Genomic DNA, 18594 nt, shown 5'->3' with positions numbered 1-18594 from the left:
TACTGCGATTGTTACAGGTTTACTTTTAGTGCACCTGATGAATCCGCGACTAACTTTATTATTCTAATCACGGCTTGCTTAGAAAGTGGACTGTATAAATGTGGGTAAAGCGCCCCATCATCTTCCCCCCCTACTGGCGGCTCATCTCTTAAGTCTTTAGCAATCGCGCTTTTGTCGATTTCTAGAAGATATGCTTGCGCCACTCCCACAAAGAAACAATCTACAATTTTTTGCAGTTGCTCTTCATAAGCGAAGTGGATAAAGCCTTCGTCCTTCAAGGATGCGGGTTCATAGGTTTCTGTACTTTGGTATTCTTTGTAATCACTTTCGGTCAGTAAGTGGTATAGCATTTTTATTTATCCTACTTGCTAAGACTTTGAGTCTACTTAAGCCGTTTAGCGGCCACCAAAGTACCTTCAAAGATCGAACTCAGAGTTATAGATTTTGAAAACATTGACTAAAGGTTCCTCCCAGCCGAGGGACTCTCTAAGCTGATCAACAATTGGTTTCACTTGGCTCTTTGCCACGTTGATTTCAATTTTTAATAGCGGGTAATTTTCGACTTTTCCTTTGCTCCCAAACACAGGCGTAGATCCATCAAGCGCTCGGTGAGAACCGATAACAGAACCAATAGCCCAACAGTGATCATAGTTTCCAATCCTGTCGACACCCGACTCATGTAAGGTGCTCAAAACTAGATCTTGTTGCTCAGGCGTACAGAAAATCTCTAGTTTATACATCTAATTCAAACTCCTAAATGCCAAGTATTACGAATCATTTTAATTGCTTGTTATTGCGCTTATCCGTAGTTTTTCTTACACCAATTTTCCCAACTCTTTTCACCCAATTTTTTTCGTGCCTTGACGATTCTGAATACATTAACAAGTCCCATAAAGAAACCGAAAATAGCAGATGAAATAAGGTAAGTTTTCCAATGTTCGGGCTCTGAGTGCCAAGTAAACATCCACATCAAAGACCCCCAAATTACGGCCATCGATAATCCATAAATCAAGAATACTTTTTGAAGCGATTGAAACACCATAGGCGTTTGAGACACGTTAGTGTATTTTGACCAAATAAAGGCATTTGGCCTCGTTAAGTCTGCAGGGACGCCCTTTTCAATAAGGTGCTGCTGAATGAATTTCGCCTTGTCCATCTTTACCTCACTATGCCTATGTCACTTGAATTCTATGACTATGCGACGATTTATCGAGAAGTGTTACCCACTAAAGGACTAACCTGGTTCAATGTGTGTGGGCTGATTGATACACATTGTTTTCTATTAACGCTCCAGAAAACTCAAAAGTCAGTAAACCTATTCGACTAAAACCTAAATGTTCATAAAAGCCATTCGATTCATTTTCTACCCACGTGTACAGCCAGTATTTATTACCAAACTGATTCTCGATTCCATTCAAAAGCTTTCGGCCTATCCCTTTACCTTTGAAAATGTTATCTACATAAAGTTTTTCTACTTCAAAGCCATTGCCAGGCGTTTGGTAGTGCGATTCAAGGTTAACCATTACGTAGCCTTGAATAACCTCATTTTCTTCACTTACAAACACACGATATTTAGTAGTATTCAATATTTCAAAGAAGTAGGCTGCCGTGAAAGTAGACAAGACATACTCAGCGTATTCAGTTTTGACCCCTTCTCTCGCATATGTGTCTAGCCAGACTTTAATGGACAATGCCGCTAATTTTACACAATCGTCTTTTGTCGCTTCCCTGACCATTTCCTCTCCAAACACAGCAGTTAATAAACTGAATAATTATGAGTTTTATCACTAGAGCATTTCTGTCTAGTAATTAAACCATCTCATACTTAGTTAAATAACTCATTTAATAACAGTATCTTACCAAGATAATCGCATCATACATGACGAAAAGCAGAAGTATTCCGTATAGCTAAAATTGAATGCAGAAATTATGTGAATGTGTGTATTACTTATCATTTTATCCATACACCTCCTTGTTCAGACGGGATAGTTGATTTTAAGTTTGTTTGTGACGCGATGATGGATAGACGACGTGAGGTTCGATAGATGAAAGCTAGCGTTGCCGTGACGAATGGAAAAACGCCAACAGAGCTGTCGGCGTTTGTTTTTCAGCGTGTTGTGTTTATTTAACGAGTGCACACCTTACTCAATACTTGCGGTATATTTTCCCGTTTCTTCGTTTTTAGTAACTAGCACATTAAACAAGTGGTACTCAGGCTTAGAATTTGTCGCTCCACCTAATCTCACACTTTTTGTGCCAAGTGCTCCATTAGTCGTCGAATCAATCTGTACGGTTGCTAACCGGTCATTGGCACCAGAATAGTTCGCGACAGACACTGAATAAAGTCCTGTTTTAAGACTAGCTGGATCACACGAACTAAAATAATGCTCAGGACCGTACTCCCTAGTATTGTCTACATCTAAATACCCTGATGAACCTTGCTTGTTTCTGTAATAAACATGATCCCCACTAGGCTCTGTCACATGAAGATCCGCATCTCCTTTGCCGTCCCATGTTAATTGTGCGGTAAAGAAACCTTGAGACGCTTCCGCAGGAGGAGCGGTCAGTGTATTCAATGCATCATTGATCTGCGTTCTCACTCTGTTCGATATATCTAGCTTTTGGTTGATATATATTTCAATAAAACCATGACCGAGAATATCCTTACTACCATTAACACCACTCGGCCTGAACAAGTAGCCTGGAATATTGTCTGTAATGTTCGGTACACTGCCCACAAGTCTTAACCCATTTATCACCAAATCCAGATCAGCCAATGTATGCTCACCATTAAGAGACGGTGATGCCGGAGCTACGTGAACAACTTTAACGGAGTCTTCATTTACCTTTGTTGTTGTATATTCGTAGGCCGCATTCGCAAAAAGGTTACCCTGAGAATGGGCTACAAAAAGTAGCTTAAAGCCTTTAAGGACCCAGTTATCGATCTTGGCTTGATGTTCTGAATAGTTAGTGGTAGTAGGTGGATTTCCCATCAATGAAGTAAGACTTTGAATAGTATCAGCCCGAAATTTATCACCAATAGCTTCATATAGAGCAGCAGTCGAAGAGGCAGCTTCAATAATACTCGACCACCAAGGGCCATCGCCTCTCATAATTTCAAAAAAGAGCTCATAACGCCCTTCCAATATTTGGTCTTGCTCCAAAAGACGTTGTTCGAAGGTTTCAACAAAGTCTTCAAAACCATCGGTGTAGTTGTAAAAAACCTCATACTGGATGGAGTCTCCTGTAACCGACTTTTCGCCATGGATTCTTTTTAACTCTTCTTTTGCTCTGTTTGCTCCACTTGGCGTAGTGTTAACACCATTAAAAAAAGCGACGACCACATCTGTGTTTCTACAAATATCTCCTTCAGTGGTTACCTGTGCAGACGCTGTAAAAGTCAATACAGATGAGAGGAATAGACCAATACTAAAAGATGAGATGTATTGAATAATTTTATTCACAGGTATCTCCTTTTGGAATCGACCAGGAAGTACCATTCAAGGCTCTGGCAAAGGCGAGATACGCTAATAGTCTTTCTTTTGTATTCGTTGTTATGGACTCAAGCTCTTGGGATACTTGCGCCGGTTGCTTACTATTATTACTTCCATCAAAGCGGCTATAAATACAATGATCAGCTTCTGAAAGTTTTCTATTGGCACTTTTGACCGCGTTGATATCTGTTAGATCAGTGATCAAAGTTTGCTGTAGTGCTTTAACATACTGCTCAACTGCCTGTTTCTGGTTCAGTTCGATGTAGTTATTATCGATATATCTTTCAATATCATCCCTAATGCCATTATCGTCATTATCCACACCAACAAGTGTCGGCTCTCTTTCCAAATTAGGGAGGGTTTCTGGTAACTCCAGTTCTTCTTCTGATCCTGACGCAGCAGGAGGCAACGTATTGCTCGGTTCTTCTTCTGATACTGGTGCAACAGGAGGCAACGTATTGATCGGTTGTTCTTCTGATACTGGTGCAGCAGGAGACAACTCATCATTAGGTACCTCCTCCGTTTTTCTTAAATCATGACATCCCACAAACATGGAAACTAATGGGACAATTAAAAACCTTATTTTCATATAAATCTGCTTTCTTAACTGACTGCTAATTCTGACGCATGCTCTTTACTCATTGAGTACAAAAAGTATAAATGCCATGCATAACGAATCATTTTTGTTATTTGAACTTATGTTTATAACTAGCTTTTCACCCATCAAACATGCCTCCAATTTCACCTAGCACGGATATTGAGATCTAGGTTTTCCATATGGAGTGATAGTTAGTAAGTGGCGCTGAAATGGCGGCTAAGCTAGTCGCTGACAAGTTGTCAAAGAACGCCGATATGGTTGTCGGCGTTTGGTTGTTTATCTAGCTAAATTACTACTATTTACAAAACTAGTATTTTCTACGATTAATAGTGAAGGTAACTTTTGCGTCTCCGGTTACAACATTGAAATAATCAAGTTTTCCGGTACAAATCGCACGATCTCGGTAACTTCTGCTCTCATTCTCTGCGATTACTTTTTGAGGCAACATAGTGCCTGTTCGCGGATCGATTAAAGCAACAAAACGGAAATGACAGCGCGGTGCGTCATAGACTGAACTATCACTATACTGATATTCAAAATCAACCAAACGAACTACATTGGGATAATTACTAGAGACATTAAAACGGTCAATTGATTTAGCGATAATGGTGTCTTGAGGGTTTGGTGAGTATCTAGATGTTTGATAATCTTTACTGGTTAATTCTACATCATAGATTCTAGATTCATTCTTAACCTCAACGGCAATATTAGCGAATGCAGAAGAACTTAAAAGTAAGGCTGAAGCAACAATTGCTCTTTTGAACATGGATTTGTCCTTTATATTATTGTTTTAATGATGACTTTTTAATTATTAATAAGTCGTAGATAAATACCCATCTTTTACGTCACACAGGGGGAATCTTCGTCAGAATTTACTTCTAACTCAATTAAGTGTTTATAGAGAATAGGCAGCTAAGGCATGACGGAAAACTTAGGTTCTCTGATACAAGAACCCGAATATAACCGGCTCACCAAATTTAAATTTGATATTATTTTTCTAGATGATAGTTCGAAGATATTTAGTTAATACGGGAAGTTAACCCCACCTTTCTTGGTTTATTTTTAAATTTAGGTTTTAGACCCTATCAAAACCTAATTATTTAGGCTGTTTACCACCCTTGTTATGCCTCATGTCCTAGTGGCATTTCAGTCGTATCAACATTCGTAATGTAGACTCTAAAGTAGACAATAGAGCCAAATATCAATAAAAGAGGGGACAAGATTGATGTGAGTATCCCTGTAGCTACTTGTAACGTCGGGTAAACCTCTCCAATATACCCAATCACGAAATTAAGGATAAAATTAAGCCCCCCCAACAACATCGATATTTTAATCAACTTCATAGTGATACCTTTGGTATCTCGCCAACTTTTTTCCAACGCAAACAGTGGAGATTTATTATTTAGTACAGCTTCGAACTCTACGAAACTGTATCGCGCAGCTAGATACAACCCCGGGATAACCAGTGCTATCGTTCCAACTAAAACAATTAAAGAATAAATAATATAAACGATCATTAATCTGGACCAAACTCTCCAAGATACGGAGCGTTCAATATCAAACCCATTAGTAGACGAAGCCATAAAATTGATAAAAATAGCGATTAGATAAGTGTAAATAGAAGAATATACACATAGATACACCGCGTAGGCCCAGAGGTTTTCTGATACATAAAATGAATGTTCAAGCCACACGCCTAAACATGACATCGTGATGATGAAACCGCCGAAAATTTTAAATATGCTTTTAAAATTTGAGCAAGTGAAATGTAAGCATTCAGATAGAAGAGTTCTCATAAACTGGTCTTTATTTAATGTATTTTGAACAGGATTCATCACCCAATAAGCATTGGGTAGTTCCGAGGCACTTCGCAAAGCAATCTCACCACCGATTAAATTGACAAATAAATCATTTAATAACAGTACCTTACGAAAACCCTGACATCATACACCACTAATAAATAGAAATATTGTATATATTCACGAAAAAATAAAGAAACAGCATGAATATGTGTGTTACTTGTCATTTTTTATATGACTCTTCTGGCGAACCGAGGTATTCGTTCAGTTTTTCATTTGGCACGATGATTGGTAAATATGTTCAGAAATGTTCATCAGAAAACAAAAACGCCGACGTAATTGTCGGCGCTTAACTCTATGTATTAATAGGTTAGAGGTAGTCAGCTACTTTGCCATAGTACTCAAAAACTCGGCTTCGAACTCTTCATCGGCTTCTCGGGTTAGACATTCTACCAGCCAATCTATGCTTTCATGGTCTAGCTTACTGTTCACCACAAAGGCTTGCTTTACACCAGACTGACCCAGCTTTGCAGAACCATAGTTCTTGAATGATTTGTTGCCGTGGTAATGGAGTGATTTGATCGCCTCCGCGTTGGGTTCTGGTAAAGCATCGAGTGTGTTGGCAAGCTGAATCACCAGCTCCATTGGGTTCTTAGATGATGAGATGCGATACAGAAAACCGCCCTCCACTCTTTGGCGAACCCAATAATCAAAGCCGCTGCAATCCATCACCTTGTCGCTGACCAGTGCGGCTTCACTGCGATAACCACACGGCTCTACCACAACAGGTGTGTGTTTGAATTCTGGCTGACCAGAGGCTGCATCGGTATGAGGCAAGATCAAGTCACACGGTTTGCTGTCTTTGGCGGTCGGTGCGTTCCAGTGGATAGGCATGAAAACTTGTTCACGGCGCATCTCTTTGGTTACCACTAAGCGCGCTTGGCACTCGCCTTGTGCGCTGCGCACTTTCACCACTGGGTTTATAGTCGCGTGGTTGAAGGCATCTAGCCCAAATTCATCTAAACCAAGCTCTGCAACCGTATCTGGGTGCATGGCAACAAACGGCTCTGGGGTGTGTTCACCTAAACCCGCAGCCAAGCCTGTGCGGCTCATGGTGTGCCATTGGTCTCGGATTCGACCTGTGTTCATGATAAGCGGGAATTCAAGACTGGTATCGGCAATCGGTTTGTCGTGCTCGACTGCAAGAAACTGCGCTTTGCCAGATTCAGTAAAGAACTCACCATTGGTAAACATGCGCTGCTCAATGATCTCTGGTTGATACTCTAATACTGGCCATTGCTGTGGAGTGAGTTCGCCATAACCTTTCTCATCCAGTTGCGTGAGTCCAATTAAGCACAAGTCACGCGCTTTACCTGTTTCATTGCCGAGCGCTGTCATCTCGCAATACTCTTTGAAGATCTCGCCTTCGTGACGGTAATCAAACTGCTCTTTGAATCCCATTTTTTGCGCGACTTCTTTTAATATCCACCAATCAGGTTTGGCTTCCCCTGGGCTTGGTAATATACGGCGTTGGCGTGAGATTCGACGCTCAGAGTTAGTCACGGTGCCCGACTTCTCGCTCCACCCTTGCGCAGGTAACACCACATCAGCCAAGCGAGTGGTTTCAGTATCGGCAATACAATCCGACACTACCACAAATGGGCACTTCTCTAATGCCGCTTTGATCTTTTCGCTATCAGGCAGGCTCACGACTGGGTTAGTTGCCATGATCCACACCGCTTTGATTTTTCCTTCATTCATGGCATCAAACAGGTCAATCGCTTTTAAACCCGCATGTGTGGCTAAGCTGTCGGTTTGCCAGAACTCGCTCACCGTTTGGTGTGATTGCGGATCACCAAATTCAAAGTGCGCTGCTAAAGTATTGGCTAAACCGCCCACCTCTCGCCCGCCCATTGCGTTCGGCTGACCCGTTACAGAGAATGGCCCCATACCCGGCTTACCGATTTTTCCGGTGGCTAAATGGCAGTTAATAATGGCATTCACCTTGTCACACCCTTGTGTCGATTGGTTCACGCCTTGGGAGTAAATGGTCAGCACCTTTTCGTTCGATGCAAACAAACTGTAGAACTGTTTTAGCTGCTGCTCTGTTAACCCTGTGAGCTCAGGAACGCTTTTGTTGCCCCAGCCAGATTCGGTATAGCGATATTGAGTTGCAGATCGAATCGATTCGGTAAAGCCTTGGGTGTGATTTTCTATGTAGTCGGAATCAAGCTTATCGTTATCATCGAGGTAGCCTAATAAACCATTGAACAGCGCCACATCTGAGCCGGATTCCAATGCCAAGTGAATGTCTGCAATTTCACATGTGTCGGTATAACGCGGATCTATGACAATAACTTTCAATGCAGGGTTGGTTTGTTTCGCGGATCTTAATCTTTGGAAAAGTACCGGGTGACACCAAGCGAGGTTTGAGCCAGTGATAACGACGACTTCTGCTTGTTCTAAATCTTCATAACAGACAGGAACGGTATCGGTGCCGAACGCGCGTTTATGCCCAACCACACTCGATGCCATGCAAAGGCGAGAGTTACTGTCGATATTGCCACTGCCGATGAAGCCTTTCATCAGTTTATTGGCAACGTAATAGTCTTCGGTAAGCAGCTGACCAGATACATAGAAAGCAACCGAATCGGCCCCAAATTCTTCGATCGTTTGATTGAATTTATCTGCGACTAACTGCGTGGCACTGTTCCAATCCAGTGATTGTTTTTGCTCATTCTGAATATGAGCAGGTTGTGTAAGACGACCTAAAGGCGTGACGGTGTCACCGAGCGCAATCCCTTTAGTACACAGCTTTCCGTAATTAGATGGATGATCTTTATCACCACGTACTTCTAGTTTTCCTAGCGATGTCGGTCTCGCTTCTATTCCACATCCTACACCACAATAAGCACAGGTTGATTTTATCCAGCCGCTGTTTGAATTGGTCATCCGTTTCTCGCTCAATTATCCATAATTGTAATAATTCAAACCAAGCAAATAACACGCCACTTCATAGCAATCAACAAACAAGAAATATTCATCAATAAAAACAAAAATTTAACAAAGGCAAGCCTATCAAAAATGATCAAAATAGAAATTAACCAAGACAGAAACTTAATTTTTGCACCATCTTGCAGAAAGTTGCACCACAAATGCTCATTTATATAAATCTAACAAAAATTTTACATACCACTTTAGGGGTAATTGCGTGCCACTCGCATTTTCTAAGACATTGAAAAACATGAATTAATTTTTATTTAAATGAACAAACCGTAATCTGGCACCCTCCTTGCTCAACTAAAAACCAAGAGTTAGAAAAAACATTTTTTGTTTTTCTTGATGATTATGAATTGAGTGGAATCTCAACCCGGTATTCATTTACTAACTACTAGAAATTAGATGCTAGTGATGATAACGCCGAGAATAAGGAATGGATTATGAGCAAGAAGAAAATCGTCGTTGTTGGTAACGGCATGGTTGGACACAAATTTATCGACAACATCCTGCAGTCAGACAGTGATGAGTTTGATGTAATTACTTTTAGTGAAGAGCCAAGGTTAGCGTACGACCGTGTTCAACTGACGGCTTACTTTAATGGTAAAAGTGCTGATGACCTGTCATTGACCAGTGAAGAGTATTACCAAAGTAACGGCGTGAACTACTTGTTGAACCAGAAGGTTGCCAAGCTAGACACTGCCAATCAACAAGTCATCACTGAAAGTGGCCACGTTGAAAGTTACGACAAGCTAATCTTGGCGACGGGCTCTTTCCCTTTTGTTCCCCCTATTCCCGGTAACGACCAAGAACACTGTCACGTTTATCGTACTATTGAAGACTTAGACGCAATTGAACTATCAAGCAAAGGTAGCAAGTCTGGCGTGGTGATTGGTGGTGGTCTGCTTGGCTTAGAGGCCGCAAACGCAGTCAAAAACCTTGGCTTAGAAACCCATGTGGTTGAATTTGCGCCTCGCCTGATGGCGGTTCAATTAGATGACGGTGGCGGTGCCCTATTACGCAGAAAAATTGAAGACCTTGGTGTGCAAGTTCATACCGAGAAAGCGACCTCTGAAATAGTCGATGGCGAAAATGCTCGCTACCGCATGAACTTCGCCGATGGCACCCATTTAGAAACCGATATGATCGTATTCTCTGCGGGTATTCGCCCTCAAGATGAGTTAGCAAGAAGCTCTGATGTCGAAATTGGCGAACGTGGCGGTATTGTCATCAACAACCACTGCCAAACCAATATCGACAACGTCTACGCCATTGGTGAATGTGCCCTTTGGGATAACAAGATCTTCGGCTTAGTCGCGCCCGGTTATTCGATGGCAAAAATCGCGGCTTCGCATATTGTCTCTGGCGGTACTGACGACGCTGCATTCACTGGCGCAGACATGAGCACTAAGCTCAAACTGCTTGGCGTCGATGTTGCCAGTATTGGTGAAGTACACGGCAAGACGGAAGGCGCTCAATCGTATACCTATAACGATGAAATCGAACAAGTGTATAAGCGCCTAATCATCTCAGCTGACGGCACAAAGATTGTCGGTGCGGTATTGGTCGGTGATGCAGAAGCTTATGGCTCGCTACTGCAAATCAAGCAAAACGATATGCCCCTTCCTGAAAACCCATCAGTGTTGATTTTGCCTAATGTGGCCGATGATTCAGGCTCTGCAATGGGTGTTGAAGCTCTGCCTGATAGCGCTGTGATTTGTTCATGTTTTGATGTGACTAAAGGCGACATTAAAGACGCGGTATCTGCTGGCTGCACCACTATGGCTGCACTGAAAGAAACCACCAATGCTTCAACAGGTTGTGGCGGTTGTTCTGCTCTTGCGAAACAAGTTCTCGATAGCGAACTGAGTAACTTGGGTGTTGAAGTCTCTAACGATATCTGTGAGCACTTTGCTTACTCTCGCCAAGAGCTGACTGACATCATCCGCGTCAACAAAATCAAGACCTTCGATGAGCTGTTAGATTCTCACGGCAACGGATTGGGTTGTACTGTGTGTAAACCGGCAGTCGGTTCGATTCTGGCTTCGTACTGGAACGATTACATCCTTGAAGATCAACACATCGAACTGCAAGACACCAACGACATCTACCTTGGCAACATGCAAAAAGACGGTACCTACTCAGTGGTTCCGCGTATTGCTGGCGGTGAAATCACACCGGATAAATTGATCGTACTTGGTGAAGTCGCTAAAGAGTTCGACCTGTACACCAAAATCACCGGTGGTCAGCGTGTCGACTTGTTTGGCGCACAACTTAACGAACTGCCTATCATCTGGAAAAAGCTGATTGATGCAGGTTTCGAAACGGGTCACGCCTACGGAAAATCGGTTCGTACCGTGAAATCGTGTGTGGGTAGCACTTGGTGTCGATACGGTGTCGACGACAGTGTTGGCTTAGCGATTCGACTAGAGAACCGCTACAAAGGTTTGCGCTCGCCACACAAGATCAAGTTTGCGGTTTCTGGCTGTACTCGTGAATGTGCAGAAGCACAATCGAAAGACATTGGTGTTATCGCAACAGACAAAGGTTGGAACCTCTACATCTGTGGTAACGGCGGCATGCGCCCTCGCCATGCAGACCTATTCGCCACTGATTTGGACGAAACCACACTCCTTAAATACATCGACCGCGTTTTGATGTTCTACACACGTACCGCAGACCGCCTACAACGCACATCGGTATGGATGGAGAACCTTGAAGGCGGCATTGAATACCTCAAGCAAGTCGTGATTGAAGACAAGCTCAACGTTGCTGAAGAACTCGAAGCGGACATCGCACTCAACATCGAGAAGTACCAGTGTGAATGGAAAACCACCATTGAAAGCCCTGAGAAGATGAAGCGCTTCCAGCACTACATCAACAGTGAAGAAATGGACACTAGCCTCTCCTTCATCAAAGAGCGAGAGCAACGCTTTCCTAAGCCGAGCTTGAGTGATTCTTCGAATTCACAACGCGATGAAAAGCTTACTAAAGCCGACCAAATCGAAGTTACGGAAGTTTCGTAAACCGAATGAATGGTGAGTGAATCAGTAACAACTAAACCAATATCGATAGTCGACAGTGGCGCAGCCCAAGAAAACTGCTGTCGGCTATCACCCTAATTAAATTGATTATTAGCTTTATGTTTAGACTAGGAGAAAGTCATGAAAAATTGGACAACCGTATGCAGCACCCGCGACCTAACCCCAAACGGGGGAATTTGCGCCAAAGTAGACGATAACCAAGTGGCTATTTTTTACTGCAAGCGCAGCGACACACTTTATGGGCTCTCTAATTACGACCCCATCGGCAAGGCGAATGTGATGTCACGTGGTATAATTGGTTCATTAAGCGGTGAGCCTTACGTGGCCTCACCTTTATACAAGCAGCATTACCACTTAGAAACTGGCGAATGTCTTGAACAGCCTGATCTCAAGCTCGTGAAATTTGAAGTTCGCAAGCAAGGAGAACAAGTTCAAGTTCTCGCACCGCTTGCTATCGCCAGTTAACTCAAACGCCGACACCATCATGCAAACGCTTATCGGCGTGCGCAATTTCGGCACAGGGTTTATGCACATAAAAAGCGTTCGAAGTTCGGAAGTAACGCAGATGCTAAAACCGGGTAATTTTCCAGATTTAAAGGATTTAAACCATGGATAACACAAAATTTTCGCTGCTTTCATTTACGGGTAAGATGAAGGTCTTACACCTAAGTTGGATGGCCTTTTTCATTACCTTTGTTGTGTGGTTCAACTTTGCCCCACTACTGCAAATGGTGAAAACCACACTTGGTCTTTCTACTGAAGAGATCAAAACACTCCTGATCCTCAACGTTGCATTGACCATTCCAGCGCGTGTCGCAATAGGCATGCTAACCGATAGATACGGCCCAAGGTTGGTCTACTCTTCGCTACTCGCGGTCTGTTCTATCCCTTGTTTCATGTTTGCTATGGCAGACTCTTTCATTCAAGCGGCAATCGCTCGTTTCCTACTCGGTTTCATTGGTGCAGGTTTCGTTGTCGGTATTCGTCTTGTGTCTGAGTGGTTCCCACACAACGAACTGGGTACAGCAGAAGGTATTTACGGCGGCTGGGGTAACTTCGGTTCAGCAGCAGCAGCGTTCACACTTCCAACTCTCGCTCTAGCGTTTGGTGGTGAAGACGGTTGGCGTTATGCGGTTGGTATTACTGGCGTAATGAGCTTAGCGTTCTCGTTTATCTTCTACAAAAACGTGTCAGATACACCAAAAGGTTCTACTTACTTCAAGCCTGCTCAAGTAACAGCAATGGAAGTGACATCAAAGGGTGACTTTTTCTTCCTACTTATTATGAAGATCCCTATGTATGCCGCTTTAGCGCTACTGACTTGGAAACTATCACCAAGCAACATCAACATGTTGTCTGACATGGCGGTTTACTCTGTGTATGCAGGTTTAGCAGCACTTTACGTGTACGAAGTGTCGCAAGTTTGGAAAGTAAACAAGAACGTATTCAAAGAAGAAGTACCAGAGATTCACCAGTACAAATTCAAACAAGTTGCGGTACTGAACGTATTGTACTTCGCGACATTTGGTTCTGAACTGGCTGTGGTTTCTATGCTGCCACTGTTCTTCTCTGAAACCTTTGAATTAACACCGGTTCTTGCAGGTATGGTTGCATCGGCTTATGCCTTTATGAACCTAATGTCTCGCCCAGGTGGCGGTTGGATTTCAGATAAATTTGGTCGTAAACCAACACTGCTTATTCTAACGATTGGTCTTGCTGTGGGTTACTTCGCAATGGGTCAAGTAGATAGCACATGGCCTGTATGGCTAGCGGTTGTCGCGGCGATGGCGTGTTCTTTCTTCGTGCAAGCGGGTGAAGGTGCGGTATTTGCGACGGTTCCTCTAATTAAACGACGTATGACAGGTCAAATTGCAGGTATGACAGGTGCTTACGGTAACGTGGGTGCGGTAGTTTACCTAACTGTGTTGTCATTCGTGAGCTACCAAACCTTCTTCTTAGTGATTGCTGCAACAGCGGTACTTGGCTTTGTGACTCTACTGTTCATGGAAGAGCCTAACGGTCAAATCGCTGAAGTAAACGACGACGGTAGTGTGACCTTGATTAACGTATCGAACTAGCCTCAGTACTATGAAGCATTGATATTATTGAATCGGGAGTGGTACCAAGGTGTGTTTCACCACTTTGGTACTGCGTTCAAAGGCTCTAGGTTCACTAGGGCTTTTGTTCTTCCTAGGATGTTCTCTCAAGGACGCAAGAAGAACAGTTAAGAAGAAGAACAGTTATGACAATTTCATTCAGCCAAGGGCAAGTCGTCACGCCGGAATCAAACAACCAACTCACACTCAAGTTTGGTGGTTATTCGAATAAAGGCATACGTGATGAAAACCAAGACGCCATCATCGTAAAACACCCCAAAACTCGCGTAGAGCAAGAGTTGAAAGGTAGTGTTGCCTGCATAGCAGACGGCGCAAGTTGCAGTGAACATGGCCAGAAAGCCAGTCACACCAGCGTGATGCAGTTTATCGACGACTATTACGCCACTCCCAAAAGCTGGAGCATCCAACGTTCGGCGCAAAAGGTCTTAACGTCCCTCAATTCTTGGCTGTTCAACACGTCTGTTTCAAATATTCATCCCGCACAACAAGTGAACCACAATGCCCTCGTTTCGACGTTCAGCAGCGTGATATTAAAATCGAACACCGCACATATCTTCCATGTCGGTGACAGTCGAGTTTACCTATTAAGAGATGGAGAACTACGCCAACTGACCCGTGACCACACCCGTAAAAATATGGGACAGAAGCATTATCTAACACGCGCCTTAGGCATGGATAACCAACTCAACGTTGACTATCAAACGCTTCCTATTAAAAAAAACGACTGTTTTATCCTGACATCTGATGGCGTACACGAGTTTGTGTCTCCAAATACCTTTAAAGAACACATCGATAAGCCCGGAGTGGATTTCGAATACGCCGCTCAAACCATATGTAACACAGCGTTAAGCCACAACAGTTCGGACAACGTAAGCTGCTTGATTGTTCAAGTAAGTCATCTACCTAAACCTTCGCTCATTGAATTCCATGAGAAGCTGGCTAAACGTGCCATCCCACCCGCTTTAAAGCTTGGGCAAAGTATCGACAACTTTATGGTGCTTGAGGTGTTGTATGCTGGATCTAGAAGTCACGTATACCGAGTCATGCAAAAAGAAACGCAAACCGAGTTCGTGCTCAAAGTGCCTTCAGTTCAATATCATGACGACCCAGCACAGCTGAGAGCTTTCTTTAACGAGCAATGGGCAGGTATCTTGTTGAATAACAAGAAAGTAATGAAGGTTTACCCAACGCCTGAACACTCTCAATTCCTATATCAAATTTGTGAATGGGTTGAAGGAGTGACGCTAAGGCAATGGATGTACGACAACCCTAAGCCTTCGCTCGAACAGGTTCGCGAGATCCTAGAAAAAATCACACAAGGTATTCGTGTATTACAACGTGCCGACATGGTTCACAGAGACTTAAAGCCCGAGAACATCATGATCCAACGCGATGGCAACATCAAAATCATCGACCTTGGTGCGGTGTTAGTCAGGGGAATTGAGGAGGGAGAACAAGCAGACAAAGATCCCACGCCACTCGGCGCAGTGAATTACATCGCTCCAGAAAGTATTAAATACAACACGGCCACGACAAGCTCAGACTTGTTCTCTATCGCTGTGATTGGTTATGAGATGCTAACAGGCGAGTTGCCCTACTCTGAGATGAGCGCTCAATCTCTAAAACAAACTCGCCACCATCAATGGGAATACCAGCCGCTGACACAAAAGCGAACAGATTTACCAGCTTGGATTGATTTGGTGTTACAAAAGGCGTGTGCTGAATCACCTAACGAGCGATACCCGATTTTGGGTGATTTTGTCGCCGATCTCTACACCCCCAATCAAAACCTAATGAAACACAAAGCCAAGCAGCCATTGATAAACCGAAATCCAATCCAGTTTTGGAAGGTGTTGGCCCTGTTACTCGGCGTGGTCGCTATTGTAGAGTTAGGCTTATTACTTAGTCCTAGTTAAAAGCTTAGTCCTAGTTAAAAGCTTAGTCCTAGTTAAAAACTTAGTCCTAGTTAACCGCTTTAGTTCTAGTTAGCTGCTTAGTCCTAGCTAACCGCTGAGCTCAAGCTAACCTCGCTTCACTAAGCTTCTCGGCACCAGTTCGATGCCCGACTGGTAACGTTTTGCTGAAGCGTTCAATGCCAAAGCAAACGCGCTGTCTGCAATAACTTCAAATTGCTGCGGCAGTGAATGAACTTTGAAAGGCAAGAAATCCAATAAACGGTTATCACCAAATGTCGCCAGCTTCACCTGATTCACTAACTCTGGCTTTTCGACCATCACATCAAGCACACCTTCCAGTAAGGTGTAAGACATAGTGACGATCGCATCAGGGACTGTACCTCTAGCAATCCACTCTTCAAACACTTCTCGTCCAGATTCACGGTCAAAGTGCTCACCGTAACCAACAACGGTTGGCTTATTTTCATCGAGCCCTGTTTGCTGTGTATGAGCCTTATTCGCCGCTTCAAAACCCAACTGACGTTCACGTGAAATGTTCAGGTCTGGCAATGCGCCTATCAAGCCGACACTGTGAATACTGTCATCAAGGATTGAATGCGTCAGTTCAAACGCGGCTTCAAAGTCCTCACTGATCACGCAAGCAAAATGTTCATCGTCTAACGGACGGTCAATCGCGATTACGGGTGTACCTGAGTTTTGCAGCTTCAAGTAAAACTCGTTAGCGTCTGGCATAGAGCTCGCCACCAGCAAGGCATCGATACGACGACTCACCAACGCTTCCGCTACTTTGCGTTCGGTTTCAGCATCATCATCAGAACAGCCAATCAGGATTTGATAACCCACTTTACGTGAGTTCTGCTCTATCAGTTTTGCTAAACGCGCGTAACTGCTGTTTTCCAGGTCAGGAATAATCAAACCAAATGAACGGCTATTACCAGCACGCAGCGATGAAGCAGCATGGTCTGGACGGTAGTTATACTCGTCTACCACCGCCATTACTTTCTGCTGAGTCTTCTCACTGATTCTGTATTTCTGCGCCTTGCCGTTAATCACATAACTGGCTGTCGTTTTCGACACACCGGCTAGTTTGGCAATTTCATCTAGTGTCATATGGGTGACCTGTATTTTGTGCGTAGGATCATATAACCAATCTTCTGATCCTTGGATTAGTTGAATTATATGCTGAATCGATTCAGTATAAAAGCTGAAAGGATTCAGCAAAATCTGAAAAGTGACTTCAATCATCCTTTTGAATGGATTGAACGTCATTTGTCGTGATTCAACTTCTCGTTATTAACGAAACTGAAATTACGACACGCAGCAAAACTATTTTCGTTGACAGAATTGGCTTTGCTGAATTTTTTTACACTGAATGCTGAACCGATTCAGCAAGCATAAAGCAAAGAGCAAGCAAAGAATTAAGCTCCATGAATCTTGCTCTAGACTGAATCGTAGCGATACACAAATTCTCAAGCGATACGCTAAAGAGGCACCATGCTTAAATTATCAAAATCTGACATCACTCTTGGTCAAACGGCAGATGACAAATTCAAAGCTATCCAGAACATTGCTGGCGACCTAACTGCGAAAGGCCTAGTTGACTCTGGCTACGTTGAAGGAATGCTGAACCGTGAAAACCAGAACTCTACGTTCTTAGGCAACGGCATCGCGATTCCTCACGGCACCACTGACACGCGTAGCCTAGTAAAAGAGACAGGCGTTGCAGTACACCACTTCCCTGAAGGTATTGATTGGGCAGACGGCAACCGTGTTTACGTCGCAATTGGTATTGCAGCGAAATCTGACGAGCACTTAGGCATCCTTAAGCAGCTAACCAAGGTTCTAGCAGCTGACGGTGTTGAAGAGAAATTAAAACAAGCGAAATCAGAAGACGAAATCATCGCCCTACTTAATGGCGAAGTTCAGCTAGAAGCCGACCTAGACGCTTCTTTAGTTCAGCTCCTATTCCCTGCAAGCGACATGATTCAAATGTCTGCAGTTGCGGGCGGCCTGCTTAAGAACACAGGTTGCACAGACAACGCATTCGTTGCTGACCTAGTAACGAAGACACCGACTCACCTAGGCCAAGGCTTATGGTTGTTGGGCAGCGACAAGGGCGTAACTCGCACTGGCGTATCGTTTGTTTCAACGGCCAACCATTGTGAGTTTGAAGGCACACCAGTGAAAGCCCTAGTGGCATTCGCGGCTTGTAACAGCGCGCACCAATCTATTTTGGCAAACCTAAGCAAGATGGTTTTCGAAGGTAAACAGCAACAACTGTTAACCGCGGATGCAGCGCAAGTGATTGGCCTTTTGAAAGGTGAAGCGGTTTCTACAGCTTCTCAGGACGATGACAACTGCGCAGTATTCAAAATCAAAAACGCACACGGCCTACACGCTCGTCCGGGCGCAATGCTGGTTGCTGAAGCGAAGAAATTCGAATCAACAATCCGCGTTTCAAACCTAGATGGTGACGGAAAAGAAGTGAACGCGAAGAGCTTGATGAAAGTGATCGCTCTTGGCGTTAAACACGGCCACCAGCTTCAGTTTGTTGCTGAAGGTGATGACGCAGCACAAGCACTTGAATCGATCGGCAAAGCTATCGCTTCAGGCCTTGGCGAAGGTTAAG

At 43.6% G+C, this 18594-nt stretch carries 15 protein-coding genes; 5 read left to right on the top strand and 10 right to left on the bottom strand.

Translation table 11 applies throughout. The annotated features are described in order from the left end of the window. Window positions 1-11: 11 nt before the first annotated feature. The 9 genes from CWO13_RS07630 to CWO13_RS07590 form a co-directional block, all read right to left on the bottom strand. Window positions 12-350 carry a DUF952 domain-containing protein gene (locus CWO13_RS07630; protein WP_108082720.1) on the bottom strand — a complete coding sequence of 113 codons (339 nt, stop codon included), beginning with the start codon at window positions 348-350 and terminating at the stop codon, window positions 12-14. Window positions 351-416: 66 nt separating this feature from the next. After that, the gene (locus CWO13_RS07625; protein WP_108082719.1) at window positions 417-740 is read right to left on the bottom strand and encodes a hypothetical protein; all 324 of its coding nucleotides are present in this window, start codon (window positions 738-740) and stop codon (window positions 417-419) included. A 59-nt stretch (window positions 741-799) separates the two neighbouring features. After that, on the bottom strand, window positions 800-1156 hold the full coding sequence (locus tag CWO13_RS07620) for a DUF6404 family protein (protein WP_102413573.1): 357 nt from the start codon (window positions 1154-1156) through the stop codon (window positions 800-802). 88 nt (window positions 1157-1244) lie between these two features. After that, entirely contained in the window at window positions 1245-1736 is a 492-nt protein-coding gene (locus CWO13_RS07615) for a GNAT family N-acetyltransferase (protein ID WP_017106677.1), read from the bottom strand. Between the two features lie 405 nt (window positions 1737-2141). Continuing rightward, entirely contained in the window at window positions 2142-3464 is a 1323-nt protein-coding gene (locus CWO13_RS07610; RefSeq protein ID WP_258186369.1) for a hypothetical protein, read from the bottom strand. Then, on the bottom strand, window positions 3457-4083 hold the full coding sequence (locus CWO13_RS07605) for a hypothetical protein (RefSeq protein ID WP_108082718.1): 627 nt from the start codon (window positions 4081-4083) through the stop codon (window positions 3457-3459). Before CWO13_RS07605 ends, CWO13_RS07610 begins: the two co-directional genes overlap by 8 nt. A gap of 316 nt (window positions 4084-4399) precedes the next feature. Further along, on the bottom strand, window positions 4400-4858 hold the full coding sequence (locus CWO13_RS07600; protein ID WP_107898817.1) for a hypothetical protein: 459 nt from the start codon (window positions 4856-4858) through the stop codon (window positions 4400-4402). Between the two features lie 355 nt (window positions 4859-5213). Next, the gene (locus tag CWO13_RS07595; RefSeq protein ID WP_108082853.1) at window positions 5214-5888 is read right to left on the bottom strand and encodes a hypothetical protein; all 675 of its coding nucleotides are present in this window, start codon (window positions 5886-5888) and stop codon (window positions 5214-5216) included. 387 nt (window positions 5889-6275) lie between these two features. Beyond that, a complete protein-coding gene (locus CWO13_RS07590) occupies window positions 6276-8858 on the bottom strand; it encodes a molybdopterin oxidoreductase family protein (RefSeq protein WP_108082717.1) in 2583 nt (860 codons plus the stop codon). A 473-nt stretch (window positions 8859-9331) separates the two neighbouring features. Between CWO13_RS07590 and nirB the strand changes: the two genes are divergently transcribed. From nirB to CWO13_RS07570, 4 genes are all read left to right on the top strand, one after another. Further along, window positions 9332-11914: a nitrite reductase large subunit NirB gene (gene nirB / locus CWO13_RS07585; RefSeq protein WP_108082716.1), complete on the top strand. Its 2583-nt coding sequence runs from the start codon at window positions 9332-9334 to the stop codon at window positions 11912-11914. 138 nt (window positions 11915-12052) lie between these two features. Then, the gene (nirD, locus tag CWO13_RS07580) at window positions 12053-12397 is read left to right on the top strand and encodes a nitrite reductase small subunit NirD (protein ID WP_108082715.1); all 345 of its coding nucleotides are present in this window, start codon (window positions 12053-12055) and stop codon (window positions 12395-12397) included. Between the two features lie 143 nt (window positions 12398-12540). Continuing rightward, window positions 12541-14010, top strand: a complete 1470-nt coding sequence (locus CWO13_RS07575) for a NarK family nitrate/nitrite MFS transporter (protein WP_048660355.1) — start codon at window positions 12541-12543, stop codon at window positions 14008-14010. Window positions 14011-14174: 164 nt separating this feature from the next. Beyond that, complete coding sequence (locus tag CWO13_RS07570) at window positions 14175-15965, top strand: bifunctional protein-serine/threonine kinase/phosphatase (RefSeq protein ID WP_108020048.1); 1791 nt, start codon at window positions 14175-14177, stop codon at window positions 15963-15965. 105 nt (window positions 15966-16070) lie between these two features. Here CWO13_RS07570 and cra read toward each other — a convergent pair whose 3' ends face one another. After that, window positions 16071-17075, bottom strand: coding sequence for a catabolite repressor/activator (cra, locus tag CWO13_RS07565; protein ID WP_108082714.1), 1005 nt, complete (start codon window positions 17073-17075; stop codon window positions 16071-16073). A 384-nt stretch (window positions 17076-17459) separates the two neighbouring features. Here cra and fruB point away from each other — a divergent pair, with 384 nt between their 5' ends. Beyond that, window positions 17460-18593 carry a fused PTS fructose transporter subunit IIA/HPr protein gene (gene fruB / locus CWO13_RS07560; protein ID WP_102431520.1) on the top strand — a complete coding sequence of 378 codons (1134 nt, stop codon included), beginning with the start codon at window positions 17460-17462 and terminating at the stop codon, window positions 18591-18593. Window position 18594 lies beyond the last annotated feature (1 nt).

Source organism: Vibrio sp. ZF 223 (assembly GCF_003050585.1).
GTDB classification, from domain to species: domain Bacteria; phylum Pseudomonadota; class Gammaproteobacteria; order Enterobacterales; family Vibrionaceae; genus Vibrio; species Vibrio crassostreae.
The sequence above is the reverse complement of the archived record's forward strand: the minus strand, read 5'-3'. Positions and strand labels throughout refer to the sequence as shown.